Annotated in this window: 23 protein-coding genes; 18 read left to right on the forward strand and 5 right to left on the reverse strand. The window is 72.9% G+C overall.

Going from position 1 to position 25,564, the window contains the following annotated elements:
• Positions 1-60: 60 nt before the first annotated feature.
• Positions 61-651: a PH domain-containing protein gene (locus H9640_RS00495; RefSeq protein WP_191788799.1), complete on the reverse strand. Its 591-nt coding sequence runs from the start codon at positions 649-651 to the stop codon at positions 61-63.
• An 86-nt stretch (positions 652-737) separates the two neighbouring features.
• Between H9640_RS00495 and H9640_RS00500 the strand changes: the two genes are divergently transcribed.
• From H9640_RS00500 to H9640_RS00540, 9 genes are all read left to right on the forward strand, one after another.
• Positions 738-2,543: an ABC transporter ATP-binding protein gene (locus H9640_RS00500; RefSeq protein ID WP_191788800.1), complete on the forward strand. Its 1,806-nt coding sequence runs from the start codon at positions 738-740 to the stop codon at positions 2,541-2,543.
• Positions 2,544-2,783: 240 nt separating this feature from the next.
• A complete protein-coding gene (gene typA, locus H9640_RS00505) occupies positions 2,784-4,694 on the forward strand; it encodes a translational GTPase TypA (RefSeq protein WP_191788801.1) in 1,911 nt (636 codons plus the stop codon).
• 100 nt (positions 4,695-4,794) lie between these two features.
• Complete coding sequence (locus H9640_RS00510; RefSeq protein WP_191788802.1) at positions 4,795-5,895, forward strand: PIG-L family deacetylase; 1,101 nt, start codon at positions 4,795-4,797, stop codon at positions 5,893-5,895.
• Positions 5,892-6,353 carry a DUF6113 family protein gene (locus H9640_RS00515; protein ID WP_191788803.1) on the forward strand — a complete coding sequence of 154 codons (462 nt, stop codon included), beginning with the start codon at positions 5,892-5,894 and terminating at the stop codon, positions 6,351-6,353. Before H9640_RS00510 ends, H9640_RS00515 begins: the two co-directional genes overlap by 4 nt.
• Positions 6,354-6,434: 81 nt before the next feature.
• The gene (locus H9640_RS00520) at positions 6,435-9,020 is read left to right on the forward strand and encodes a VanW family protein (protein WP_225226505.1); all 2,586 of its coding nucleotides are present in this window, start codon (positions 6,435-6,437) and stop codon (positions 9,018-9,020) included.
• A gap of 279 nt (positions 9,021-9,299) precedes the next feature.
• Positions 9,300-10,187, forward strand: a complete 888-nt coding sequence (locus H9640_RS00525) for an ACT domain-containing protein (RefSeq protein WP_191788804.1) — start codon at positions 9,300-9,302, stop codon at positions 10,185-10,187.
• Positions 10,184-11,206, forward strand: coding sequence for a prephenate dehydratase (locus tag H9640_RS19505; protein ID WP_191788805.1), 1,023 nt, complete (start codon positions 10,184-10,186; stop codon positions 11,204-11,206). Before H9640_RS00525 ends, H9640_RS19505 begins: the two co-directional genes overlap by 4 nt.
• Positions 11,203-12,252: a prephenate dehydrogenase gene (locus H9640_RS00535; protein WP_191788806.1), complete on the forward strand. Its 1,050-nt coding sequence runs from the start codon at positions 11,203-11,205 to the stop codon at positions 12,250-12,252. The genes H9640_RS19505 and H9640_RS00535 overlap by 4 nt, the downstream gene beginning before the upstream one ends.
• Positions 12,253-12,313: 61 nt before the next feature.
• Complete coding sequence (locus H9640_RS00540; protein ID WP_191788807.1) at positions 12,314-12,715, forward strand: RidA family protein; 402 nt, start codon at positions 12,314-12,316, stop codon at positions 12,713-12,715.
• A 5-nt stretch (positions 12,716-12,720) separates the two neighbouring features.
• Here the strand turns inward: H9640_RS00540 and H9640_RS00545 are convergent, their stop codons facing one another.
• The gene (locus H9640_RS00545; RefSeq protein ID WP_318243576.1) at positions 12,721-13,050 is read right to left on the reverse strand and encodes a hypothetical protein; all 330 of its coding nucleotides are present in this window, start codon (positions 13,048-13,050) and stop codon (positions 12,721-12,723) included.
• Positions 13,051-13,142: 92 nt separating this feature from the next.
• Between H9640_RS00545 and fdxA the strand changes: the two genes are divergently transcribed.
• The 3 genes from fdxA to H9640_RS00560 all read left to right on the forward strand — a co-directional run bounded on the left by fdxA (position 13,143) and on the right by H9640_RS00560 (position 16,209).
• The gene (gene fdxA / locus H9640_RS00550) at positions 13,143-13,460 is read left to right on the forward strand and encodes a ferredoxin (protein WP_056764260.1); all 318 of its coding nucleotides are present in this window, start codon (positions 13,143-13,145) and stop codon (positions 13,458-13,460) included.
• Between the two features lie 17 nt (positions 13,461-13,477).
• Positions 13,478-14,614: a succinyldiaminopimelate transaminase gene (gene dapC / locus H9640_RS00555; RefSeq protein ID WP_191788808.1), complete on the forward strand. Its 1,137-nt coding sequence runs from the start codon at positions 13,478-13,480 to the stop codon at positions 14,612-14,614.
• 296 nt (positions 14,615-14,910) lie between these two features.
• Complete coding sequence (locus H9640_RS00560) at positions 14,911-16,209, forward strand: citrate synthase (protein WP_191788809.1); 1,299 nt, start codon at positions 14,911-14,913, stop codon at positions 16,207-16,209.
• Between the two features lie 86 nt (positions 16,210-16,295).
• On the opposite strand, the gene H9640_RS00565 is transcribed toward H9640_RS00560, so the two are convergent.
• Both H9640_RS00565 and dapD read right to left on the reverse strand, forming a co-directional pair.
• Positions 16,296-17,156, reverse strand: coding sequence for a hypothetical protein (locus H9640_RS00565; protein WP_449867003.1), 861 nt, complete (start codon positions 17,154-17,156; stop codon positions 16,296-16,298).
• Between the two features lie 139 nt (positions 17,157-17,295).
• Complete coding sequence (gene dapD, locus H9640_RS00570) at positions 17,296-18,279, reverse strand: 2,3,4,5-tetrahydropyridine-2,6-dicarboxylate N-succinyltransferase (RefSeq protein ID WP_191788811.1); 984 nt, start codon at positions 18,277-18,279, stop codon at positions 17,296-17,298.
• A 122-nt stretch (positions 18,280-18,401) separates the two neighbouring features.
• On the opposite strand from dapD, the gene dapE reads away from it, so the two are divergent.
• The 6 genes from dapE (at position 18,402) to H9640_RS00600 (ending at position 24,736) form a co-directional block, all read left to right on the forward strand.
• Positions 18,402-19,508, forward strand: a complete 1,107-nt coding sequence (dapE, locus tag H9640_RS00575; protein WP_372440800.1) for a succinyl-diaminopimelate desuccinylase — start codon at positions 18,402-18,404, stop codon at positions 19,506-19,508.
• Between the two features lie 42 nt (positions 19,509-19,550).
• A complete protein-coding gene (locus tag H9640_RS00580) occupies positions 19,551-20,369 on the forward strand; it encodes an LOG family protein (RefSeq protein WP_191788812.1) in 819 nt (272 codons plus the stop codon).
• Positions 20,370-20,416: 47 nt separating this feature from the next.
• Positions 20,417-21,388, forward strand: coding sequence for a dihydropteroate synthase (gene folP / locus H9640_RS00585; RefSeq protein ID WP_191788813.1), 972 nt, complete (start codon positions 20,417-20,419; stop codon positions 21,386-21,388).
• Complete coding sequence (locus H9640_RS00590) at positions 21,385-22,731, forward strand: hypothetical protein (RefSeq protein ID WP_191788814.1); 1,347 nt, start codon at positions 21,385-21,387, stop codon at positions 22,729-22,731. Before folP ends, H9640_RS00590 begins: the two co-directional genes overlap by 4 nt.
• Positions 22,732-22,933: 202 nt before the next feature.
• On the forward strand, positions 22,934-23,101 hold the full coding sequence (locus tag H9640_RS00595; RefSeq protein ID WP_064506638.1) for a DUF3117 domain-containing protein: 168 nt from the start codon (positions 22,934-22,936) through the stop codon (positions 23,099-23,101).
• A gap of 87 nt (positions 23,102-23,188) precedes the next feature.
• Positions 23,189-24,736: a leucyl aminopeptidase family protein gene (locus tag H9640_RS00600; RefSeq protein WP_318243577.1), complete on the forward strand. Its 1,548-nt coding sequence runs from the start codon at positions 23,189-23,191 to the stop codon at positions 24,734-24,736.
• Positions 24,737-24,796: 60 nt separating this feature from the next.
• Here the strand turns inward: H9640_RS00600 and H9640_RS00605 are convergent, their stop codons facing one another.
• Complete coding sequence (locus H9640_RS00605) at positions 24,797-25,384, reverse strand: O-methyltransferase (protein WP_307824157.1); 588 nt, start codon at positions 25,382-25,384, stop codon at positions 24,797-24,799.
• Positions 25,385-25,564 lie beyond the last annotated feature (180 nt).

The raw sequence follows: 25,564 nt of genomic DNA on the forward strand, positions 1-25,564 counted from the left end.
GCCCCCCCGCCCCGGGGGCCGGCGCCCCCCCGGGGGGGCCCGCCGGTACCGGTGGCGTGCTCAGCCGAGCTGCGGCGCGAGCACCCCGAGGACCGTGAGCGCCACGAGGCCGGCGACGGTCGCGAGGTGCCACGTCGTACGGGGCGCGAGACCGTGGTCGTCGCCGTCCAGGTAGCCGGCCGATCGGAGCGCCTCGTAGCGTTCGCCGATCACCAGGGCCACCGCGTCGGCGTTGGCGCCGCTGACCAGCCGGTCGCCGACCATGCCCTTGGTGGGGTCGACCGTGCGGGGGTTGCGCAGCCTCGCCACGGAGCCGCTGCTCGCGGGTGCGGCCCACGCCGTGAAGGTGCCTCTCGTCGTCGTCACCTTGAGCGCGAGGTGCGAGTCCACGCTCCGGAAGGTGGGCCACGGGACGTGCACCGTGCGCAGCACGTTGCGCAGCACGATCTCGCCGTCGCTCACCTGGACCTCGGGGTACCAGAAGAGCGCCCAGACGACCAGCACCGCCAGCAGCGGCCACGCGCCGTAGCGCAGTACTTCTTCGACGCCCCCCGACGTCGCGAGGCTGACCAGGGTGACGAGCGCGACCAGCGCCGCGGCACCGGTCAGTATCCGGCCGTACGTCGACCTGAAAACGTGTGTGGGTCCCATGGGCCCATACTCCCAGAGATGCAGACATCGACCGGAGCGCTGACCAGCGCCGACGTCCGTCGCATACAGGAAGGATCCTGATACCTGTGGCAATCGAGACAGCACCCCAGGCGGCACCGGCGCCCACCGGCGAACCCGTGCTGACCGTCCGTGACCTCGGCGTCGACTTCTACGTCGACGGCGAGTGGTTCCCCGCTGCGTCCGGCGTCAGCTACGACGTCCACCCGGGCGAGGTGCTCGCGATCGTGGGCGAGTCCGGCTCGGGCAAGACGCAGTCGTCGATGTCCCTCATCGGTCTGCTCCCGCCGAACGGCCGGGCGACCGGTAGCGCGAAGCTCGGCGACCGCGAGCTCATCGGGATGTCCACGAGCAAGCTCCGCCACATCCGTGGCAAGGAGATCTCGGTGATCTTCCAGGAGCCCATGACGGCGCTCAACCCGGTGTACACCGTCGGGTTCCAGATCGTCGAGACGCTCCGCACGCACTTCGACATGGGTCCCAAGGACGCCAAGAAGCGCGCGATCGAGCTGCTCACGCTCGTGGAGATCCCCGAGCCCGAGCGCCGGTTCGACTCCTACCCGCACCAGCTCTCGGGCGGTCAGCGCCAGCGCGCCATGATCGCGCAGGCGCTGGCGTGCGACCCGCGCCTGCTCATCGCCGACGAGCCGACCACGGCCCTCGACGTGACGGTCCAGGCCGAGATCCTCAAGCTCATGCGCGACCTGCGTCACCGCATCGACTCGGGCATCATCCTCATCACCCACGACATGGGTGTCGTCGCCGACATGGCGGACCGCATCCTCGTCATGAAGAACGGCCTGGTCGTGGAGGAGGGGACTGCGGCGCAGATCTTCTCCTCGCCCCAGCACCCCTACACGCAGCGCCTGCTGGACGCGGTCCCGCACCTCGGCACCGCGCGCGCCGAGGTCGTCGAGCCGGCGCAGGCCGTCGTCGACGAGCGTCCGGTCGTGCTCGAGGCCAAGGACATGGTCATCGAGTACCCGGGCCGTGGCCGTGCACCGGGCTTCCGCGCGGTGGACCAGGTCAACCTGACGATCCGCCAGGGCGAGGTCGTCGGGCTCGTGGGCGAGTCGGGCTCGGGCAAGACGACGATCGGTCGTGCCGCGGTGGGCCTCCTGCCCGTCACGGGCGGCGAGCTGACGATCGTCGGCCAGAACATGGTGGGGGCGCGCGCTCGCGACCTGCGTCCGCTGCGCAACCAGGTCGGGATCGTCTTCCAGGACCCGGGGTCGTCGCTCAACCCGCGCCTGCCGATCGGTGAGTCGATCGGCGAGCCCCTCATGCTCCACAAGGGCATCAAGGGCAAGGCGCTGAGCACCGAGGTCGAGCGCCTGCTCGACCAGGTCGAGCTGCCGCGGGCCATGCGCAACCGCTACCCGCACGAGCTCTCCGGTGGTCAGCGTCAGCGCGTGGGCATCGCCCGTGCACTCTCGCTCGAGCCCAAGCTGCTGGTCGCGGACGAGCCCACGTCGGCGCTCGACGTGTCGGTCCAGGCCAAGGTCCTCGACCTGTTCCAGGACCTGCAGCGCGAGCACGGCTTCGCGTGCCTGTTCATCTCGCACGACCTCGCGGTCGTCGAGATCCTGTCCGACCGGATCGCGGTGATGCACCACGGCAAGCTGGTCGAGGTCGGGGACACGGCGCAGGTCGTGAACTCCCCGCGGGACGACTACACGCGTCGTCTGCTCGCCGCGGTGCCCGTCCCGGACCCGGAGCAGCAGCGCGTGCGTCGCGAGGCCCGCGACCTCCTGCTCGTCAACGAGGCGAAGGACATCGCCAGGGACGAGGCGAACGAGGTCGACGCGCTCCTGCGCTCGCAGGCGGACCGCCGCGAGAACATCGAGGGCGACCGCATCCCGCAGCAGCCCTGACGTCCGCAGCACGGGTGAGATGCCCGACGACGGCACCCGCCGTCGTCGGGCATCTCGCGTCTGGGGAGCGTGACGAGCGGGTGTGACGGAGCACCCTCTCCACGCACTGGCTGCCACCCGGTAAGATAGCCGTGCCCGGACGACGGCGCGCGCGTGCTCTGCGCGGGCGGCGCCCGTCCGCCGGCCACCAACTCGGGCGGAATCCTCCGTCGCTCGCTCCTCTCCCGAAATGAGTTCTGTATGTCTGTGCGCTCTGACCTGCGCAACGTGGCGATCGTCGCCCACGTCGACCACGGCAAGACGACCCTCGTCGACGCGATGCTGCACCAGTCCGGCGCCTTCGGCGCTCACGCGCACGTCGACGAGCGGGCCATGGACTCCGGTGACCTGGAGCGCGAGAAGGGCATCACGATCCTCGCGAAGAACACCGCCGTGCACTACGCCGGTCCCGCAGCGATCGCTGCCGGTCAGCCCGACGGCATCACGATCAACGTGATCGACACCCCGGGCCACGCCGACTTCGGTGGCGAGGTCGAGCGCGGCCTGTCCATGGTCGACGGTGTCGTGCTCCTGGTCGACGCGTCGGAGGGCCCGCTGCCCCAGACGCGCTTCGTGCTGCGCAAGGCGCTCGTCGCCAAGCTGCCCGTGATCCTCGTGGTCAACAAGACGGACCGCCCCGACTCCCGTATCGAGGAGGTCGTCGCCGAGGCGACCGACCTGCTGCTCGGACTCGCGAGCGACCTCGCCGACGAGGTCCCCGACCTCGACCTCGACGCGATCCTCGACATGCCCGTCGTCTACGCCGCGGCCAAGGTCGGGCGCGCCTCGACGGAGCAGCCCGCAGACGGCTCGGTCCCCGACAGCGAGAACCTCGAGCCCCTGTTCAAGGTCATCCTCGACAAGATCCCGGCCCCCACGTACGAGGAGGGCGCGCCGCTCCAGGCTCACGTCACCAACCTCGACGCGTCGCCGTTCCTCGGCCGCCTCGCGCTGCTGCGCATCTTCAACGGCACCATCCACAAGGGCCAGACCGTGGCGTGGGCCCGTGCCGACGGCACGATGCAGAACGTCAAGATCACCGAGCTGCTCGAGACCAAGGCGCTCACCCGCGTGCCCACCGACTCGGCGGGCCCCGGCGAGATCGTCGCGGTCGCCGGCATCGAGGACATCACCATCGGTGAGACCCTCACGGACCCCGACGACCCGCGTCCGCTGCCGCTCATCACGGTCGACGACCCGGCCATCTCGATGACGATCGGTATCAACACCTCGCCGCTCGCGGGCAAGGGTGGCAAGGGCCACAAGGTCACGGCCCGCCAGGTCAAGGACCGCCTCGACAAGGAGCTCATCGGCAACGTGTCGCTGCGCGTCCTGCCGACCGAGCGTCCCGACGCGTGGGAGGTCCAGGGCCGTGGTGAGCTGGCGCTCGCCATCCTCGTCGAGCAGATGCGTCGTGAGGGCTTCGAGCTGACCGTGGGCAAGCCCCAGGTCGTCACCAAGCAGGTCGACGGCAAGCGCCACGAGCCCATGGAGCGCATGACGATCGACGTCCCCGAGGAGTACCTGGGGAACGTCACGCAGCTCCTCGCGCAGCGCAAGGGCCGCATGGAGACCATGTCGAACCACGGCACGGGCTGGGTCCGCATGGAGTTCGTCGTCCCGGCGCGTGGCCTGATCGGCTTCCGCACCCGCTTCCTCACGGACACGCGCGGTACCGGCATCGCTTCCTCGATCGCCGAGGGCTACGAGCCGTGGGCCGGCCCGATCGAGACCCGTGTGAACGGTTCGCTCGTCGCCGACCGTGCGGGCGTCGTGACGCCGTTCGCGATGATCAACCTGCAGGAGCGCGGCTCGTTCTTCGTCGACCCCACCCAGGAGGTCTACGAGGGCATGATCGTCGGAGAGAACTCGCGCAACGAGGACATGGACGTCAACATCACGAAGGAGAAGAAGCTCACCAACATGCGTGCGGCGTCTTCCGACACCTTCGAGAACCTGACGCCCCCGAAGCACCTGACGCTCGAGGAGTCGCTCGAGTTCGCCCGCGAGGACGAGTGCGTCGAGGTCACTCCCGAGGTCGTGCGCATCCGCAAGGTCATCCTCGACCAGACCGAGCGCGCCCGCGCGTTCTCCCGCGCGAAGAAGTCCTGACCTCGCCAGGACGGCGCAACCCCTGAGTACGCAGCCCGTGCCGCCGGTCCTCGTGACCGGCGGCGCGGGCTCCGCACTACCTGCCCCCTCTGGAGGACGCATGAGGTCCGAACCGGTCCAGCCCCGTGGTGGGCTGCTCGCCGTGCACGCGCACCCCGACGACGAGACCCTCGCGACCGGGGCCCTGCTCGCGACGTGGGCCGCGGCGGGCGAGCCGGTCACGCTCGTGACCTGCACCCGTGGTGAGCAGGGCGAGGTCATCGGCGCCGACCTCGCGCACCTCGAAGGGGACGGCCCCGCTCTGGCGGCACATCGTGAGGGCGAGCTCGCCGCCGCGCTGGCCGCCCTGGGGGTGCGGGACCACGTGTTCCTGGACCAGGTCCCGCCGAGCGGTTCCACCGGCACCGCAGAGCGCGGGGCGGCCGTGGCCTACCGCGACTCGGGCATGGCCTGGGCCGCTCCCGGGATCGCCCGCGCGGCGGCCGAGGCCGACCTCCCGGACGGCGCGCTCGTCGGCGTCCCGCTCGACGAGGCGGCTGACCGGTTGGCCCGCGTCCTGCGCGAGCGCCGGCCCCGCGTCGTCGTGACGTACGAGCCGTCGGGCGGCTACGGGCACCCGGACCACGTCCGGGCGCACGAGGTCACGGTCCGGGCGATCGAGCTCGCCGCGCGTGACGAGCACGCCCCCGGGCCCGACGACGGCGCACCGGCCCGTGCGGGGGTGCTCGCGGTCGACCGCGAGGGGGAGCGAGGGCCGGAGCTGTGGCAGTCGGTCGTGCCCACCGGGGTGGCCCGCGCCGCCCGACGGGAGCTGGCCGACCTCGCGGGGGTGCGCGCCCTGCTCGCCGAGCACCCGGAGCTCACCCTGCCGGACCCCGACGAGGAGCTGCCCCCTGTGGCGAAGGACGACCTCGAGGACGTCGTGGTCGTCGAGATGGCGCCCGTGCTCGATGCCGTGACCGGTGCCTTGCGCGCCCACGCGACGCAGGTCCAGCACGTCGGGACCGTGCCCGTCGACGACGTGCGGGACGCGGGCGCGCACGAGCGGTCCGCAGGTGTGCTCGGGTGGTACGCGCTGAGCAACGACGTCCTTGCCGCCCTTCCTTCACGCGAGTTCTACACCGTGACCCCGGAGTCTGCGGGACCTCCCCGCAGGTTCACGGGAAATGACCAGACAGGACCAGTAGCGTGGACCCAGTGAAGAAGACCGGAGCCCGCACGATCGGGCGCGCGCTGCTGTGCGTCGTGCTCGGCCTCGTCGTGGGCGCCGTGGGCACGGTGATGCACCGTGTCGTGGTGACGGACCACCTGCTGCCCGTCGGGATCGTCGTGGCGCTGCTCGCGGTCCTCTCCGGGGGAGTCCTCGCGAGGGCGTGGACCTCCTGGGGCGGAGTCGTCGGCTACGGGATCGGCTGGGTCGTCGCGGTGCAGGTCCTCGCGTCCAAGGGACCGGGTGGAGACCTGCTGGTGCCGAACCAGACCGTCGGGCTCGTATGGGTCTACGGCGGCATGGCCGTCATCGCGATCGCCGCCTTCCTGCCGTGGTCCTGGTTCAGCGACCGACCGTTGCGGCCGGCGGGCGCCGGCCCGTCCGCCGGGCAGATCGTCACCGGATCTTCACGCCGGACACCGACCGGACAGATCGGTACGGACGCATAGAATTGCCCCCCGCGGGCAGTCCGCACCACCCTCCTTCGTCGCGGCCTTCGCCGCGCGCCAGAACCGTCACGGAGACAGTCGATGGGCCACCCGACCGAGCGTGAGAACGCGCAGGAACCGAGCACGACCGACGAGGTGTCGACCCCGGAGCAGCCGACCGCGGTGACTCCTCCTGAGACCACCGAGCCTGAAGAGGCGCAGGAGGCCGCAGCGCAGCCGGTCGCCGAGACGACGCCCACCCTCGGCGCGTCCGCGTCGGGCCCGGGGACGACTTCGCAGGAGCCCGGCGGACAGGCCCCGGCCGCTCCTGCGCCCGCTGCTTCGGAGGCTCCCACGACGGAGCACGTGGCCGGGACCTCGACGGTCCCGGCGGCGGAGCCGCGTCTGCCTTCCTTCGACGACGACGACGACGTGCCGTACTCGCCTCGGGTGTTCGCGTTCGAGGAGCCGGTCGCGGTCCCGGTCGTGGCCGCGGCGCCCCGGTCGCCGCAGGCACCTGACGCGCCGGCCGCGCGACCTGCAGCGACCGAGCCTGCGCCTGCCGATCCTGCGCCTGCTGATCGTGCGTCTGCTGAGCCCGTGGCGGTTCAGCCGCCGAGCGTGCAGACGCCCGCGGCGACGCCCGAGGCTCCGGTCGTGCCGACCGCGACGCCGAGCGCCGATGCCCGGTCCACGCAGGTCATGCCGCCCGTCGCCGCGGACGCCGAGGCGCCCGTGCCCACCCGACCCGGGGCGCAGCCGGACACGACCGCCCCGTTCGCGCCGGTGACGTCGGCGTGGACGAGCGCTGCGACGTCGGGCGCGGCGAGCACCGCAGCCCAGGAGACGCCTGCCCAGGAGACCCAGGAGACGCCTGCCCAGGAGACCACTGCGCCGCCCGCGCGCACGTCGATCGCGTCGGCGTTCTCCCCGGTGGGTGCACCCGAGGTGACGCCCGGCGGTCCGGCGGACGGTGGGCCGGCGGACGGCGGTTCGCCGCTCGACGGCATCTCGGGTGACAAGGCGCCCAGCCGTCTGCCCAAGGTGGCGCTGTGGGCGGGGATCGGGGTCGTGGTCCTCGGCGGCCTCTACACGGGGGCCCAGTGGTTCTACTCCGACAAGGTCCCGACCGAGACCACAGTGGCCGGGGTGGCCGTGGGAGGCCTCGACACGAAGAGCGCTGCCGCGGCCCTCGAGAAGGGCATCGGTCCGCGCGCCGCAGAGCCGATCACGCTCCAGGCCGGGGCCTCCACGACGACGCTCGACCCGGCGGCTGCCGGGCTCGCGTTCGACGCACAGGCGACCGCTGACGAGCTCACGTCGTTCTCGATGAGCCCGGTGCGACTCTGGAAGCACGTCTTCGGCGGCGCGGACGAGGAACCCGTCACGACGGTCGACAGCGCCAAGCTGGAGGCCCAGGTCACCGAGCTCAAGGCGCGCCTCGCGCTCGAGCCGGTCGACGGAAGCGTGGTCTTCACCGACGGCCAGGCCGTGGCGACGCCCGCGCAGGACGGTTCGGAGATCGTCGAGGACGAGGCGATCGAGATCATCGGCTCGTCGTGGCTGACGGGTCCTGACCCGCTCGACCTCCCGACGACGTCGGAGGCGCCGGCGGTCACGCAGGAGGAGACAGACGCGGCTCTCGCCCAGGCGCAGAGCGTCGTCTCCGCCCCTGTCACCGTCGCGGTGGGGGGTCAGGAGGCGGAGCTCACGCCTGAGGTGCTCGCGTCCGCGGCGGCCTTCAACGCGGTCGAAGGAGCCCTTCAGCTCACGTTCGACGGCCCCACGCTGCTCGAGGCGGTCGTCGCGGGGACCGACGACCTGCTCGACGAGGCGGCTGACGCGAAGTTCGTCTTCGTCAACGGTGCGCCCGTCATCGAGGGCGGGTCCCCGGGCACCACGATCGACCCGGCCGCCCTGAGCTCCGCGGTCGCGACGGCAGCCCTCGGCACCGAGCGGACGGCGACCGTCGAGCTCACGCAGTCGGACCCCGCCCAGTCGGTCGCCGCGCTCGAGGCGCTCGGTGTCAAGGAGAAGATCTCCGAGTTCTCGACCCCCCTGACGAACGACTCGCTGCGCACCGAGAACCTGCGCGTCGGGGCGAGCAAGGTCAACGGCACCCTGGTCAAGCCCGGCGAGACGTTCTCGCTGGTCGAGACGCTGTCCCCGATCACGACGGCGGGCGGCTACCACTCCTCGGGCATCGTGCAGGACGGCAAGCACGTGGAGGGGATCGGCGGCGGTCTCTCGCAGATGGCGACCACGACCTACAACGCGGGCTTCTTCGCCGGGCTCGACGACGTCGAGCACCGCCAGCACAGCTACTGGTTCACCCGGTACCCGGCGGGCCGTGAAGCCACGATCTTCGTCGGGTCGATCGACATGAAGTTCAAGAACGACACGCCCTACGGTGTCCTCATGCAGTCGTGGGTGGCCGGCGGCCAGCTGCACGTGGCGGTCTGGAGCACCAAGCACTACGAGGTGCAGACGTCGTCGAGCGGGCAGCAGAACATCGTCCAGCCGACCACGGTCACGCACACCGGCGCGGACTGCGTGCCCCAGCCCATGGGCAACCCGGGCTTCTCGGTCACGACCTACCGCAAGGTGCTGCTCAACGGGCAGGTCGTGAAGGACGAGAAGGACACCTGGCGCTACAAGCCGGACAACCAGGTGGTCTGCGCGCCCTGAGGTCGCGTCTTCGCGGGCCGTGCGGCTCGCGGCTCCGCCTCCACGCGGGGCCGCGCGACCGCCTCGAGACCACGAGCGGGTCGGGACCGAGAGGTCCCGGCCCGCTCCGTCGTCGGTACGGCGGGCGCCGGGTCAGGGCGGCGCCCCGACGCCTCGACGACCTGCGTCTCAGCGGGGCGCACGCCCCCCGTCCGGGCCGGGCCGCGCGGCTAGACTGCTCGTCGGACGCTGACAGGCGCCGCGCACGCGCGGCCACCGTGAGAGGGGCGAGGACACTCGATGCTCGGACGTAGTGAACGCGAGTCGGGGGCCCACGCACGGCTCGCCGCGCAGATCGCGAAGTGGCACGGAGCGGACGGTTGGCCCGCGGGCACGGGGGCCGACGACCTGCTGGACCTGGGGTCCACCTCGACGACGCTCGCGACGGTGGCGAGCATCGACGACCTGGCCGCGGTCGTGCACATCGGGCACCCGGCGCAGCCGTCCCACGACCTCGAGCGCGCGCTGCTCGCCGCGGCGCCGTCCTTGGTCATCACGTCCGCCGTCGCCGTGCCCGCGCAGTGGGTGTGGGCCGGCCGACCGGGCCAGTCCACCGGGAGCGTCGTCGTCGACGAGGCGGGCATGCGCGACTGCCGCCACGTCCTGCGCACGCTGGGGGCCAACCCTCGCCTCGTCCCGTCGCGCACGGCGCTCGACGAGCGGATCGCCCTGGCGGGGCCCAGCGGGACTCTCGTCGTGGAGCGCTCGGAGATCCCCGCGGGGTGGGAGGAGATCCCCGGCAGCGAGCGGCTGAGCGAGGGTGCGCCGATCTGGTACGGCCTGGTCGAGGCCCGCCGTCCCGCACCGGAGTTCGCGGGAGAGGCGCAGGTGTGGTTCGCGTTCGGCCCGCGCGACGACCACCGTGGCTCGCTCCAGCAGACCCTGGCGGTCATCGCGGAGAGCGGCATCGACATGCAGCACCTGCGCAGCCACCGTTCGTCGGCGGGCCCGCACATCTTCTTCTCCTCGTTCTCGTGCCCCGACGCCTCGGTGCTGACGGGCCTCATCGCGGAGCTCGCGTCGCGCGACGTCGCCCACCGGGTGCTCGCGGTCCTCCCGGGCCGCGAGTTCGTCCCCGGCCCCGACGCCCTGGCGCCGCAGTGGGCACCGGAGCGCGTGGGCTCGTGACCAGGGTCGCCTACCTCGGGCCGGAGGGGACGTTCACGCACCAGGCGGCGGTCCGGTGGGCGCGCGCGCAGGCGTCAGCGGGCCCGACGGCGTCGTCCGCCTCTGGCTCGGCGCGCACCGGCGAGCCCGTGGTCGCCGGCGACGCCGGTGGCGCTACAGGGTTCGAGCTCGTCGCGGCCCTGACCGTGACGGACGTCTACGCGGGTGTCGCGGCGGGCGAGTTCGACCACGGGATCGTCGCGATCGAGAACTCGGTCGAGGGCTACGTGGTGCCCTCGCTCGACGCGATCGTGGGCAGCGAGGACGTCGCGGCGATCGACGAGGTGGTCCTGGAGATCACGTTCGACGCGTTCGTCCGGCCGGGGCACGGCGAGCTGACCCAGGTCACGGCTCACCCTCACGGCCTGGCCCAGTGCCAGGGCTTCGTGGTGCGCTCTGGCGCCGTGCCCGTCCCGTCGTCGTCCAACGCGGCGGCGTGCCGGGACGCGACCGGGCACCAGATCGCGATCGGCCCCGCCATCTGCGGCGAGCTGTACGGTCTCGACCTGCTCGAGGCAGGTGTCGAGGACTTCCGCGGCGCGCGCACCCGGTTCCTCGCGATCGTCCGGCGCGACCGGGCGCGGGCGACGCTCGCCGCCGCGCGGGCGGGCGAGGGGGCGGCGCAGTGGCGCACCATGCTCGCGCTGACGCCGCACGTCACGGGACCGGGCGTGCTGGCGAGGATCACGCAGGCGTTCGGCGAGGGGGGAGTGAACCTGTCGAGCCTCATCACACGTCCGCTCAAGGCGCTCGAGGGCAGGTACGTGTTCGTCCTGACGGTCGACGCGGCCCCCTGGGAGCCGGCCGTGCGCAAGGTCCTCGACGGGCTGCTCCGGGCGGGCGACTCGGTCAAGACGCTCGGGGTCTTCCCGGCGCGCGGGGAGCTCGACGAGGCGTTGTCCTCCGACCACGTCCCGGTGGGCTCGGTCCGGGCCGGCGCCTCTGCCGACGATCTCGACCGAGGTCTGCTGTGGGCGTGAGGCAGGACGGGGGAGCGCACCGCGCCGGCCCTCGGACGGTCGCGGTCCTGGGGCTCGGGCTCATCGGGGGTTCCCTGGCGCGGCGCCTGGCGCGCGAGGGCGTGACGGTCACGGGGTACGACGCCTCTCCGGAGACCCGCGCGCAGGCCGAGGAAGCGGGTATCGCGGTGGTGCAGGACGTCGAGTCGCTGTGCGGCTCGGCGCCGGAGGTCCTGGTCCTCGCGGTACCGCTGCGGGCCATGCGCCCCGTGGCCACCGAGGTCGCCCGGCACCTGGCCCCGACCACCGTCGTCACGGACGTCGGGTCGGTCAAGGGGCCCGTGCGCGACGTCCTGGAGGGATGCGGCCTGGGGGAGCGGTACGTCGGTGCGCACCCCATGGCAGGGACCGAGGAGTCGGGCTTCGCCGCGTCGTCGGCCGAGCTGCTGGACGGTGCCCGGTGGGCCGTGACGGTCACCGGCGCGACCCGACCCGACCGGCTCGCGAGCGTGCTCGCGCTCGTGACGGGCGACGCGGGCGGCTGCGCCTTCGTGCTGACCGACGACGTGCACGACGAGGCCGCGGCGCTCGTCAGCCACGTCCCGCACGCGTTCGCGATCGAGCTGCTCAACCTCGTGTCGGCCGCCCCCGTCCGGGAGGTGGCGCTCGCGCTGGCTGCGGGGAGCTTCCGGGACGGGACCCGCGTGGGCCGGACCGACCCGCGCCGGACCGAGGCCATGCTCACGGAGAACGCCGGCTGGGTCGCCCCGGCGCTCCGGCTCGCGGCGCGCGACCTCGAGGCGCTCGCGACCGCGCTCGAGGCCAACGCCGCCACGGCCGAGTTCTTCGACCGGGCCGACGACGTCCGGGCGACGTGGCGGCCGCAGGGCGCTGCCGCCGTCGGGCCTGCCGCCGTCGAGCCTGCCGCCCTGCCCGTCGTGCCCGCCGTCGAGAAGCTGTCGGTCGACCTCGGGGACCCCGACTGGTTCTCCGAGCTCGTCGAGCTCTGCCTCGCAGGCTGGGTCGTCGTCGCGGTGCACGGCACCCTGCTGGAGCTGGGCCGCTAGTCCCGCGGTACGGCGTGCGCGCGGCGTGCGGGTGTGGGTGGGCAGTGGAACCGTGGAGGTCATGGAGATCACACGGATTCAGCCGGCCGGCCTCGTCGTGAGCCCGGCGTTCAGCCATGTCGCGATCGTCCCACCGGGCGCCACGACCATCTACGTCGGCGGCCAGAACGGCGTCGACGACACGGGGGCGGTCGTCTCGGACGACGTCGCCGAGCAGTCTGTCCGGACCATCGACAACGTGACCGTCGCCCTCGAGGCGGCGGGGGCCACGCTCGCCGACGTCGTGCAGTGGACCGTGCTGCTGGTCGAGGACGCGGACCTGGGCGCGGCCTACGGCGCGATCGCGCCACGGCTCGCCGGGCCGGGGGTGCCGCCGCTCGTCACGGCCGCGCGCGTCGCGGGCCTGGGCGTGCCGGGTGCGCTGGTCGAGGTGAGCGCGATCGCGGCGGTCGTCCCCGGCTGAGACGGTCAGTCGACCGGCTGGCGCGGCAGCCTGCGCGGGGGCCGGGGCGGGATCCGCTTGGCGGCGACGAGCTGCTCGGCGGGGATCGTCACCTCGACCGACCCGGAGGATCCGCCCGCGTCCGTGCGCAGGGTGATCGAGGCGCCGGGAGACACCGAGACGACGATCCCGATCACGTCGGTCACCGACTGCCCCTCACCGGTCGCGGGGTCCTGGGTGGCGCGCGCCTCGTCCGGCGTGAGTCGTCGCCGGACCACGACGCGGGCGCCCGGGGGCCATACGGCCCACTGCGGGTCGAGCGCCGGGCGCGGGGTGGAGTTCATGGTCGTGGTCACGCTCTCTTCGTCCGCCGATGGCCGGGATGCCCCGTTCCTGAGCGATACTAGGGGGAAGTGCTCGGTGCAGCAGGTGAAAGGGAACCTCCGACGTGACGTACGTGATTGCTCAGCCTTGTGTGGACGTGAAGGACAAGGCGTGCATCGAGGAGTGTCCGGTGGACTGCATCTACGAGGGCAAGCGGTCGTTGTACATCCATCCGGACGAGTGCGTGGACTGTGGTGCGTGCGAGCCGGTGTGTCCGGTGGAGGCGATCTACTACGAGGACGACGTGCCCTCGGAGTGGAGCGACTACTACCGGGCGAACGTGGAGTTCTTCGACGACCTGGGGTCGCCGGGTGGTGCGGCGAAGATGGGCATGATCGAGAAGGACGACCCGATGATCGCGGCCCTGGCCCCGCAGGCCTGAGGACGGGGCAGCGGAGCATGGGATTCGCCGACCTGGGAGGCCTCGCCTACCCGTGGGACTCGCTCACGCCCTACGCGCAGCGCGCACGCGCGCACCCGCGGGGCATCGTCGACCTGTCGATCGGCACGCCGGTCGACCCGACTCCTGCCGTCGTCCGTGACGCTCTCGCCGCAGCCGGCGACGCGCACGGCTACCCGACCACGCACGGGACCCTTGCGCTGCGCGAGGCCGTCGTCGGGTGGTTCGACCGCCGTCGCGGCGTGCCCGGCCTCGACCCGGACGCGGTCCTGCCCACGGTCGGTTCGAAGGAGCTCGTGGGCCTGCTGCCCTCGCTGCTGAGGCTGGGCCCGGGGGACGTCGTCGTGCATCCCGCCACGGCGTACCCCACCTACGACGTGGGCGCGCGCCTCGCCGGGGCCACGCCGCTCGCGACCGACCGCGTCGAGGACTGGGCCGGCCGCAGCGACGTGCGGCTCGTCTGGGTCAACTCGCCGGGGAACCCGACAGGGCAGGTCCTGGACGTCGAGGAGCTCGCGCGCGTCGTCTCCGCAGCCCGGGAGATCGGCGCGCTCGTCGTGAGCGACGAGTGCTACGCCGAGCTGGCCTGGGAGGAGCCGTTCGCGAGCCAGGGGGTGCCGAGCATCCTCGACCCGCGCGTGAGCGGGGGCTCGACGGACGGCCTGCTCGCGGCGTACTCGTTGTCCAAGCAGTCGAACCTCGCCGGGTACCGGGCCGCGTTCGTCGCGGGTGACCCCGCGGTCGTCGCGGACCTGCTCACGACGCGCAAGCACCTGGGCATGATCGTGCCCGCGCCGGTCCAGGCGGCCATGGTCGCGGCTCTCACGGACGACGCGCACGTCGCGGCGCAGCGCGAGGTCTACCGGCGCCGTCGCGACGTGCTGCTGCCCGCGCTCGGCGAGGTCGGCCTCCAGGTCGACGGCTCCCAGGCGGGGCTCTACCTGTGGTCGCGCCCCGCGGGCGCGGTCGACGCGCAGCAGGACTGCTGGTCGGTCGTCGGGGACCTCGCGGACCTGGGGATCCTGGTCGGCCCGGGGGCGTTCTACGGCCCGGCGGCCGCAGGGCACGTGCGGGTCGCGCTCACCGCGAGCGACGAGAGGGTGCACGAGGCCGCGTCCAGGCTCTCCGCGCGGTGACCACGAGGTGACCACGCCGTGACCGTGCGGTGGCCCGCACGGTCACGGGGAGATTGTTGGTGCAATCCCTCCCCGTTCTCGCCTGTGACTCGCGTCACAGCCGCGTGACGGTTTCGTGACCGTTCCAGATTGGTCACGTGTGGGTGAAGCGAGTACCGTCGACCCAGGCCAATGCTGTCCGACGCTCTCGGCCATCGAATGACCCAGGCCGGACAGGTGACGATCTCGCAGCGACACCTCGGAAAGACACGCGCAGCCACCCGCAGGGGGTGCGGCAGCGCGCAAGGAAGGAAGACATGACCACCACCCAGCAGGCGACAGTTCGGCTCGTCGTCAACGAATCGAGCCAGGACCTGCCCGTGGTCGCAGCGACCGAGGGCAACGACGGCATCGTCGTCTCCTCGTTGCTGAAGTCGACCGGGCTCGTCACCGTGGACCCCGGGTTCATGAACACCGCCTCGTGCGAGTCGGAGATCACGTACATCGACGGTGACGCGGGCATCCTGCGCTACCGCGGGTACCCGATCGACCAGCTCGCGGAGAAGTCCACGTTCCTCGAGGTCGCGTACCTCCTGATCCACGGCGAGCTGCCGGACGCTCCGACGCTCGACGCGTTCGTCGAGCGCGTCAACCGCCACACCATGGTGCACGAGGACTTCCGGACGTTCATGGGGACCTTCCCCCGCAACGCGCACCCCATGGCCGTGCTCTCCTCGGCCATCAACGCGTTGTCGACGTTCTACCCCGACTCCCTCGATCCTTTCGACGACGACACGGTCGAGCTCGCGACGGTCCTGCTGCTCGCCAAGACGCGGACCATCACGTCGTACCTGCACCGGCGCCGGGTCGGCGAGCCGCTGCTCTACCCGGACTACTCGCGCGGGTACGTCGACGACTTCCTGCGCATGACCTTCGCGACGCCCTACGAGAAGTACGAGTCGGACCCCACGGTGGTCGACGCGCTCGACAAGCTCCTCATCCTCCACGCGGACCACGAGCAGAACTGCTCGACGTCGACGGTCCGCGTCGTGGGCTCGAGCCACGCGAACCTCTACGCCTCGGTCGCGGCCGGGGTCAACGCCCTCTCGGGACCGCTGCACGGCGGCGCGAACGAGTCCGTCCTGTCGATGCTGGACAAGATCCAGAACAGCGACTTCGACGTCGACACCTTCATGAAGAAGGTCAAGGACAAGGAGGACGGCGTCCGGCTCATGGGCTTCGGGCACCGGGTCTACAAGAACTACGACCCGCGCGCCGCGATCGTCAAGGCCAAGGCCGACGCGGTCCTGTCGACCCTCGGCAAGAAGGACGAGCTCCTCGACATCGCGCTGCGACTCGAGGAGATCGCGCTCAACGACGACTACTTCATCGAGCGCAAGCTCTACCCGAACGTCGACTTCTACACCGGCCTGATCTACAAGGCCATGGGCTTCTCGCCGGCCATGTTCACGCCGCTGTTCGCGCTGGGACGCATGCCCGGCTGGATCGCGCAGTGGCGCGAGATGATGAAGGACCCGCAGACCAAGATCGGGCGCCCGCGCCAGGTCTACACCGGCGCGACCGAGCGTCCGTACGTGCCGGTCGACGGTCGCTGACCCCCCCCCCGCCGGCCCCCCGCCGGCGCCCCCCCCCCCCGGGGGGGGGGCGCCGTCGGCGCGTCTGGGCCCGGGCGAGGTGGGGCTCAGGGCTCGTCGGTCGTCGCGACCGTGATCCGGACCTGTCCCGTACCGGGGTGCGGCGCCTCGTCGGTGGGCTCGCTGACGGCCCACTCCGGGGACTCGCGGGACCAGGTCCTGTCCCCGACGTCGACCTGCACGACGTCGGTCGCGTCCGCGCTCGCCACGGCCCACTGGGCGACGGCCCACCCGGCCCGCCCCGTCTCCGGCGGGTTCCCCGCGAGCGGCAGGGAGTCGACCGTCACGGCCGCTCCGTCGACGCTGGTCGGCAGGTCGCCCAGGTCGCGCTGCACACGTGCCTCGAGCCCCGCGACGGACTCCTCGGTGGTCGTGAGCGTCGAGGGGTCGACGGGGGCCAGGTCGCAGGTCAGCGTGCCGTGGGAGTTGCCCGTGAGGGCGGAGGCCCAGGCGCGCGACCGGGACTCGTGCTGGGCGTACGCGTCGGGGAACCCCGAGCGCTGCACGGCCTGGGCGGCCACGGTGACGGGCAGCTCGGTGTAGCCGTCGACCTTGTCCAGGCCGTCGTAGAACGCCGTCGTCGAGTAGACCGGGTCCATGATCTGCTCGATCGTCCCCCAGCCCTGCGAGGGGCGCTGCTGGAACAGGCCGATCGAGTCGCGGTCGCCGTAGTCGATGTTGAGCAGTCTCGACTCCTGCAGGGCGGTCGCGAGGCCGATCGTCGCCGCCCGGGCGGGCATCCCGCGCCGCACGGTCGTGACCGCGATGAGGGCCGCGTTGTCCGACTGCGCGGGGGACAGGTGCCAGGCCTGCCCGTCGGCCGTCGCGGCGCACCGCTCGGCGACCGGGCTGTGGTCGTCGAGCCGGTTGAGGGCCAGGACGACTCCCGTCGTGGCGACCGCGAGCACGGTGACGACCGTGACGGCGAGACGGAGGGGGCGTCGTCGTCGCCGGGCACGGGGCGTGCGCGGCCCCGCCCCCGGGCCCTCCGGTCCGAAGAAGGGCGCGCCGCCCTGCGGACCGGAGGGACCCTTGGAGGTGGTCACGTCAGTTGGCGTGCAGCGCGGCGTTGAGCTCGATCCCGACGCCTGTGCGCGAGACCGCCTCGACACCGCCCGTGAGCGAGTTGCGACGGAAGAGCAGGTTGGCCTGTCCCGAGAGCTCGCGCGCCTTGACGACGACCGGGGCGCCGTCGGGTCCGCTGCGGCCGACGAGGGTCACCTTGGTCCCCGCCGTCACGTAGAGGCCGGACTCGACGACGCAGTCGTCCCCGAGCGGGATGCCGAGCCCGGCGTTGGCGCCGAGCAGCGAACGCTGGCCGATCGAGATGACCTCGCGGCCGCCGCCGGACAGCGTGCCCATGATGGAGGCGCCACCGCCGATGTCCGAGCCGTCGCCCACGACCACGCCGGCCGAGATGCGGCCCTCGACCATGGAGGTGCCGAGGGTGCCCGCGTTGAAGTTGACGAAGCCCTCGTGCATGACGGTCGTGCCCGCAGCGAGGTGCGCGCCGAGGCGGACCCGGTCGGCGTCGGCGATGCGGACGCCCGAGGGGACGACGTAGTCGACCATGCGGGGGAACTTGTCGACCCCGAGGACCTGCACCGGCTGGCCCGTCGCGGCGCGCAGGCGCAGACGGGTCTCCTCGAAGCCCTCGACCGCGCACGGGCCGTGGTTGGTCCAGACGACGTTGGCGAGCGCGCCGAAGACGCCGTCGAGGTTGAGGCCGTGCGGTGCGACGAGGCGGTGCGAGAGGAGGTGCAGGCGCAGGTAGGCGTCCGCCGCGCCCGCCGGGGCCGCGTCGAGGTCGATCTCGGTGCGCACGACCACGACGTCGACGCGGCGCGCGTCGTCGCGCTCCGTGAGGACGTCGAGGGAGGCGGGCGCGGTCTCGTCCGCCGGGGCCTGCCCGAGGGCGGGTGACGGGTACCAGACGTCGAGGACGGTGCCCTCGTCGGTCACGGTGGCGAGGCCGAAGGCCCAGGCGGTGCGGGGGCCGGGTGCGGCGCCGGTGGGAGTCGCTGAAGTCATGCCTTCACCCTATCCGTCACTCCCGGCCGGACGGTTAAACGTCCGGGTAGGGTCTGCGTGTGACCAGCGACGAGACTCCCGACCAGACCTCCGACCAGACCGCGGGCCAGACTGCGCCGCCTGTGCCGTCGGTGCCGGCGATCCGGCTCGACGTCGACGGCGACCTCACCGCGCTCTTCCGCGCGGTGTGCGACGTGCCGTCCGTGAGCGGGGACGAGAGGGCCCTGGCCGACGCGATCGAGGCCGCGCTACGACCGCTCGCGCACCTCGACGTCGTGCGCGACGGCAACGCGATCGTCGCGCGTACGCACCTGGGGCGCTCGCGCCGCGTGGTCATCGCGGGGCACATCGACACCGTGCCGCTCACCGACCCGCCGAACCTGCCCACCCGGGTGGTCGGCGAGGGCGCCCAGGCCGAGGTCTGGGGGCGTGGGACGGTCGACATGAAGGGCGGCCTCACGGTCCAGCTCGCGCTCGCGGCCTCGCTCACCGCCCCCACCCAGGACGTCACCTGGGTCTTCTACGACCTCGAGGAGGTCGCGTCCGACCTCAACGGCCTGGGGCGCCTCGCGCGCAACCACCCCGAGCTCCTGCAGGGCGACTTCGCGATCCTCGGCGAGGCCACGGCTGCGGGCATCGAGGGCGGCTGCAACGGCACGCTGCGGGTCGAGGTCCGCGTCCCCGGGGTCACGGCGCACTCGGCGCGCGCGTGGATGGGCTCCAACGCGATCCACTCGGCGTCGGTCGTGCTCGACCGTCTCGCGGCCTACGAGCCCGCGTCGATCGAGGTCGAGGGGCTCGTCTACCGCGAGGGCATGAACGCGGTCGGCATCCGCGGTGGCATCGCGGGGAACGTCATCCCGGACGAGTGCGTGGTCACGGTCAACTACCGCTTCGCGCCCTCGCGCTCGCTGCCCGACGCCGAGGCGCACGTCCGCGACCTCTTCTCCGGTTTCGAGGTGGTCGTCACCGATGCCGCTCCTGGTGCGCGGCCCGGGCTCGACGACCCGCTCGCCGCCGACTTCGCGGCCACCGTGCTCGAGATCACGGGGGGCGCCCCGGCACCCAAGTACGGCTGGACCGACGTGGCGCGCTTCGCCGAGATGGGGATCCCGGCGGTGAACTTCGGCCCCGGCGACCCCGTGCTCGCGCACAAGGACGACGAGCGCTGCCCGGTCGGGCACCTCGCGCTGTGCCACGACGCGCTGCGCGCGTGGCTCACCCGCTGATCGTCCCCGCCACGGGTCCCGGGAACGCTTAGGCTCGAGAGCATGAGCGACGACGGAGTTCCCCAGGCAGGCACCGGCTATCGCAAGGGGCCGGTGCTGCTGCGGGGCGAGCAGATCCCCCAGCAGACGACCGACCAGCGGCTGCTCGACACCGCGGGCAGCGCGGACTGGGTGCACAGCGACCCGTGGCGGGTCATGAGGATCCAGAGCGAGTTCGTCGAGGGCTTCGGAGCCCTCGCCGAGGTCGGGCCGGCGGTGTCGGTCTTCGGGTCGGCGCGCACGAGTCCCGACCACCCGGACTACGCGCTGGCCGAGCAGGTCGGCCGCCTCCTGGCCGAGCGCGACCTCGCGGTCATCACGGGTGGTGGCCCCGGGATCATGGAGGCCGCGAACAAGGGCGCCAACGAGGCGGGCGGCCTGTCGATCGGCCTCGGGATCGAGCTCCCGTTCGAGCAGGGCATGAACAAGTACGTCAACCTCGGCGTGAACTTCCGGTACTTCTTCGCCCGCAAGACCATGTTCGTCAAGTACGCGCAGGGGTTCGTCGTCCTGCCGGGCGGGTTCGGCACGTTCGACGAGCTCTTCGAGGCGCTGACCCTGGTCCAGACGCACAAGGTCACCGAGTTCCCCATCGCGCTCGTGGACACCGAGTACTGGCAGGGCCTGCTCGACTGGGCGCGCACGACGGTCGCCGGGCGCGGCATGATCAGCGCGCACGACCTCGACCTGCTGTACCTGTGCGACGACCCGGCCGAGGCCGTCGAGTACGTGTGCGAGCGGGGGGCGGAGCTGCGTGCTGAAGAGCTCGAGGCCGTGGCCGACACGGCGGCCGCCCAGCAGCGGGCGTCCGGCGACCGGTGACCGGTGCTTCGCCCCCGGCGCAGGGAGACCGGGCGTCAGGACGACACGTGTCGTCGCAAGCCCCCTCGCCGGTCCCTCCGCAGTGCGCACCGCTCGTCCTGCGGGGGCGGGAGGTCGGCGTCGACGAGTCGGCGCCCGGTCGCCCGGAACGCCCCGTCGTCATGGCGATCGTCAACCGCACGACCGACTCGTTCTACGCCCCTGCGCGCCAGCTCGACGACGGCGCGGCTCTCGAGGCGGTCGCGCGGGCGTGGTCCGAGGGGGCTGCGATCGTCGACGTCGGGGGAGTGCGTGCCGGGACCGGGCCCGAGGTCACCCCGGCCGAGGAGATCCGTCGCGTCGTCCCCTTCGTCGAGCGGGTGCGCGCGGAGTTCCCCGACCTGCTCGTGAGCGTCGACACCTGGCGGGCCGAGGTCGCCCGCGAGGCGGCCCTGGCCGGGGCCGACCTGATCAACGACACCTGGGCAGGGCACGACCCGGCCCTCGTCGAGGTCGCGGGTGAGCTCGGCGTGGGCGTCGTGTGCTCGCACACGGGGGGCGCCGTGCCGCGGACCGACCCGTTCCGCGTCGCGTACCCGACCGTGGAGCAGGACGGGGCGACCCGGCAGCACGACCCTCGCGACGCCGTCGTGCAGGACGTCGTGGCGACCCTGACGGCTGCCGCCGCGCGCGCGGTCGCGTGCGGCGTGCCCCCAGCGTCGGTCCTCGTCGACCCGACCCACGACTTCGGCAAGAACACCTGGCACTCGCTCCACCTGGTGCGCAGGACGCAGGCGCTCGCGGGCCTCGGCCACCCGCTGCTCATGGCGCTCTCGCGCAAGGACTTCGTGGGCGAGACGCTCGACCTGCCCGCCGACGAGCGGCTCGAGGGGACGCTCGCGGCGACCGCGGTCGCTGCGTGGCTCGGTGCCCGCGTGTTCCGCGCCCACGACGTCGCCGCGACCCGTCGGGTCCTGGAGACCGTCGCCGCGATCCGCGGTGACGCCCCACCGGCGCGCGCGCTGCGCGGTCTGGCATGAGTCGGCGCGACGTGACCACGGGCGGCACGCGCGGCGCGGACGCACCCGCCCCGTCGCGGTCCCAGCCCTCCCGATCCCTGGCCGCCGTGCTCACCCCCGCACGGTGGCCCTGGTGGGCCAGGGTGCTCGCCGTGTACGCCGTGGCGCGGCTCGTGACCGCCGTGATCCTCCTGGTCGTCTCGCGCTGGCAGGAGGCCAACCTCTGGACCGACGCCGCGCCGTCGTACAGCGCGTGGACGGGGCGGATGTGGGACGCCTCGTGGTACCAGCAGATCGCCGAGAACGGGTACCCGGCAGAGCTGCCCGTGGGGCCCGACGGTGCGGTGCAGCAGAACGTCTGGGCCTTCTACCCCCTGTTCCCGTTCCTGGTCCGCGCGGTCCAGCAGGTGACCGGGCTCGGCTGGGACGTCGTGGCACCCACGATCGCCCTGCTCTGCGGTGCGGGGGCCGTGCTCGTCATCCATCGCCTCGTCGAACGGGCCGGGCACCGGGCCGTCGAGCGACGGCCCGGCCTGCCGCTCGCCACGGTCGCGCTCGTGAGCGTCTTCCCGTCCTCGGTCGTCCTCCAGGTCGCCTACACCGAGGCGCTCGCGCTGCTCCTGGTCGCCTCGGCCCTGTACCTGCTCTGGGCACGGCGCTACGAGTGGGCCGGGCTCGTGATCGTGCTCCTCGGCTTCACGCGCGCGGTCGCGCTGCCGCTCGCGCTGGTCGTGGCATGGCACGCGGTCGTGCGGTACCAGGAGTGGCGGCGGACCCGCTCGGCGGGCACGACGCGGACGGGCGCGGCAGCCACGGGTGCGGTGGCCCTCGCCGGCCCCCGCGCCCGCGTGCCCTTCCCGTGGGGGGACGGCGCACGGATCGCCGTCCTCCTCGTCGTCACCGTGGTCAGCGGGCTCCTCTGGCAGCTCGTGTGCGGGATCGTCACGGGGCGCTCGGACGCGTACTTCCTGACGCAGGGCGCCTGGCGCGGGACCGGTCCCGTGGTGCCGTTCCAGCCCTGGCTGGACGTGTCGCACGCGCTCTTCGGCGGAGCCGGCCCGTGGGTGCTGGCGGCCGTGCTGGCAGGCGTGGCGGCCCTCGGGCTGAGCCCGGTCGCGCGCCGGCTGGGCCCGGAGCTCCAGGCCTGGCCGCTGGCCTACCTGGGATACCTGGTCGCGGTGATCGAACCGTGGACGAGCCTCGTCAGGTTCCTGCTGCTGGCGTTCCCCCTGGGCGCGGTCACGCTCGGGTGGACCCGCTCACGCTGGTGGCTCTGGGCATGCCTGGCCGCAGGAGTGGCCGGGCAGGTGTGGTGGGTGTGGTCCCTGTGGCGTCTCACACCGCCGAGCGGCTGGCCGCCGTAGGACCCGAGGTGCCTCCTGACGTCACGGAAGGGGCCCCTAGCGCGACACAGGTCACGATCTGGGCATTTGCGGCCACGGCGTGTCGTATCGGTGAACTAGAATGGTACCTGGACGTCCTCTGGACGGTCGGCGCGGAGACGCGCCGCCGACCTGCCGGGACGTCGACCACAGCAGTACTGGACTACGGAATGGAGAGCCCACAATGGCTGCGATGAAGCCGCGTACGGGGGATGGCCCGCTCGAGGTCACCAAGGAAGGTCGCGGCATCGTCATGCGCGTCCCGCTCGAGGGTGGCGGTCGACTCGTGGTGGAGCTCAACGCGACCGAGGCCAGCGAGCTGGGCGAGGCCCTCCAAGCCGTCGTGGGCTGAGACGTCTTGACCGCGCGCGCAGCCCAGGCTCCACAGCCAGTCCCGGACCTCCCGCCCGTCGGGGGCGTTCCCCGGCACCTGCCCGAGGTGGTCGAGGCGCCAGGCACGGTCCTGGACTGCCCGTTCCTCACCGATGACGCGGTCGCCGCGCTCGTGGTCGCCGTCGCTCCTCCGCTCGAGGAGGAGGACGGCCTCCAGCCGCGTGCGGGGACCGTGGACGCGACCGCACGCTATGGCATCGACCTGGCCGAGCTCGCGGACCGTTCCGGGGGCGCTTCCTTCCGCGGCGCGGCCGGTCAGGTCGCCACGGTCGACCTCCCGCGCACCCACACCGGTTCCACGCACCGCCTGCCCTGGGCGGGGCTGCCGTCGACGATCGTGCTGCTCGGGATCGGTGGCGGGACGGACCTGGAGCTGCGCCGCGCCGGCGCGGCACTGGCCGGTGCCACCCGGGGCCTCGAACGCGTCGTCAGCGCGGCCACCGGGGACGCGACCGCGACCGGCGTGCAGGCCTTCGTCGAGGGCTACCTCCTCGCGGCCTACCGCATCCCGCGCTTCGGCCGCCCGGCCGCCGCCCGGACAGGAGAGGGCGCCGCGCAGGACGGTCCTGCCGAACAGCTCGTGCTCCTCGGCGAGAGCCGGGAGCCGCAGCTCGAGGCGGCTCGCGTCGCCGCGACCGCGACGTGGCTCGTGCGAGACCTGGCCAACACCCCCTCCAACGTCAAGGACCCTGCGTGGGTCGCCGAGCAGGCCACGACCCTGGCCGGCGCTGCCGGTCTGGCCGTCGAGGTGCTCGGGCCGAAGGAGCTCGCGGCGCAGGGCTTCGGCGCGCTCCTGGCGGTCGGAGCGGCCTCGGCCAGCCCGCCCCGCCTCGTGACCGTCACGTACGAGCCGGAGGCCGCCGAGCGGCACGTGGTGCTCGTCGGCAAGGGCATCACATACGACACGGGCGGTCTCTCGATCAAGCCGCGCGAGGCCATGGTGCCCATGAAGACGGACATGGCCGGCGCCGCCGTCGCGCTGGCCGCGGTGCTCGGCGCCGCGGAGTCGGGCGTGCGCCACAAGGTCACGGCCGTCCTGCCGCTCGCCGAGAACCACTTCGGCGCGGACTCCTACCGGCCGGGCGACGTCCTGCGGACGTACTCCGGCACGACCGTCGAGATCGCGAACACCGACGCCGAGGGGCGCCTGGTGCTCGCCGACGCGCTCGGGTACGCGGTCGCCACGCTCGCACCGGACCTGCTGGTCGACGTCGCGACCCTCACGGGTGCGGCCAGCGTCGGCCTCGGGCGGGGGCACGCTGCGCTGTACGCCACGAGCCCCGAGCTCGTGAGCGGCTTCGAGGCGGCAGCCGCGGTGACGGGGGAGCGGGTCTGGCACATGCCGCTCGTCGAGGACTACACGAGCGCGCTGCGTTCGGACCTCGCAGACCTGCGTCACGTGCCGCTCGAGGCCCGTGGTGGTGGCTCGATCACCGCTGCCCTGTTCCTGCGCGAGTTCACGGGCGGTCTGCCGTGGGTCCACCTCGACATCGCGGGGCCGGCGCGTGCCACGGCGTCGCGGCACGAGGTCACGGAGGGGGCGACCGGCTACGGGGCGCGCCTCCTGCTGCAGTTCCTGCGCGACCTGGACTGACCCTCGACGTGCGAGAGGGCCCCTCACCGTCCTCGGTGAGGGGCCCTCTCGTGGTTCCGGCTACCGACGGACGCCCAGCAGGAGGCCGTCGCCGCTGGGGATCAGGGCGGGCAGGACACGCTCGTCGGCGCGCAGGGAGCGGCCGACCTCACGGACGATCGCCGTGACCTCGTCGCGGCGTGCCGGGTCCGCCACGCGGTCGCCCACCAGAGCGCCGTCCACCGCCACGATCCCGCCCGGACGCAGGAGACGCAGCGCCTGCTCGACGTACTCGGGGTAGCTGTGCCGGTCGGCGCCGACGAGCACGAGGTCGTAGGCGTTGTCGGTCAGGCGAGGCAGCACGTCGCTCGCCCGGCCGGGGATGGTCCGGGTGCGGGTCGGGCGGATCCCTGCCTCGGAGAAGGCCTCCTTGGCGGCGCGCTGGTGCTCGACGTCGACGTCGATCGTCGTCAGGACGCCGTCCTCGGGCATCCCGCGGAGCAGCCACAGGGAGGCCACGCCGGTGCCCGTGCCGATCTCGACGACGGCTCGGGCGGCCAGGGCGGCGGCGAGGGCCTGGAGGACCGCTCCCACGCCGGGCAGGACGGCGGGACAACCCAGCTCGGCAGCGCGCGCGCGAGCGCGCAGGAGGACGTCGTCCTCCGGCACGAACTCCTCGCAGTAGGTCCAGCTCGACGCCTTGGCGTTGGTCCGGCCGATGTCGGTGGTGATAGAACCCTCCTGGTCTTGGGCACCGCGTGTCGCCGGAGACCCGGACGGACTGCTGCGGTGCGGCGGCACCGCGCGGTGCAGGTGATGCGATCGTACCGGTCGAAGGCCCTCTGAGCG

Origin of the sequence: Oerskovia gallyi (genome assembly GCF_014836745.1) — a bacterium.
Lineage (GTDB): Bacteria > Actinomycetota > Actinomycetes > Actinomycetales > Cellulomonadaceae > Oerskovia > Oerskovia paurometabola.

What these genes read in the sequence shown, in the direction of transcription:
- H9640_RS00595 (WP_064506638.1), top strand. Translation starts at nt 22,934, where the DNA reads ATGGCTGCGATGAAGCCGCGTACGGGGGATGGCCCGCTCGAGGTCACC.
- typA (WP_191788801.1), top strand. Translation starts at nt 2,784, where the DNA reads ATGTCTGTGCGCTCTGACCTGCGCAACGTGGCGATCGTCGCCCACGTC.
- H9640_RS00525 (WP_191788804.1), top strand. Translation starts at nt 9,300, where the DNA reads ATGCTCGGACGTAGTGAACGCGAGTCGGGGGCCCACGCACGGCTCGCC.
- H9640_RS00560 (WP_191788809.1), top strand. Translation starts at nt 14,911, where the DNA reads ATGACCACCACCCAGCAGGCGACAGTTCGGCTCGTCGTCAACGAATCG.
- dapD (WP_191788811.1), bottom strand. Translation starts at nt 18,279, where the DNA reads ATGACTTCAGCGACTCCCACCGGCGCCGCACCCGGCCCCCGCACCGCC.
- H9640_RS00540 (WP_191788807.1), top strand. Translation starts at nt 12,314, where the DNA reads ATGGAGATCACACGGATTCAGCCGGCCGGCCTCGTCGTGAGCCCGGCG.
- H9640_RS00590 (WP_191788814.1), top strand. Translation starts at nt 21,385, where the DNA reads ATGAGTCGGCGCGACGTGACCACGGGCGGCACGCGCGGCGCGGACGCA.
- H9640_RS00520 (WP_225226505.1), top strand. Translation starts at nt 6,435, where the DNA reads ATGGGCCACCCGACCGAGCGTGAGAACGCGCAGGAACCGAGCACGACC.
- dapC (WP_191788808.1), top strand. Translation starts at nt 13,478, where the DNA reads ATGGGATTCGCCGACCTGGGAGGCCTCGCCTACCCGTGGGACTCGCTC.
- H9640_RS00495 (WP_191788799.1), bottom strand. Translation starts at nt 651, where the DNA reads ATGGGACCCACACACGTTTTCAGGTCGACGTACGGCCGGATACTGACC.
- H9640_RS00580 (WP_191788812.1), top strand. Translation starts at nt 19,551, where the DNA reads ATGAGCGACGACGGAGTTCCCCAGGCAGGCACCGGCTATCGCAAGGGG.
- H9640_RS00510 (WP_191788802.1), top strand. Translation starts at nt 4,795, where the DNA reads ATGAGGTCCGAACCGGTCCAGCCCCGTGGTGGGCTGCTCGCCGTGCAC.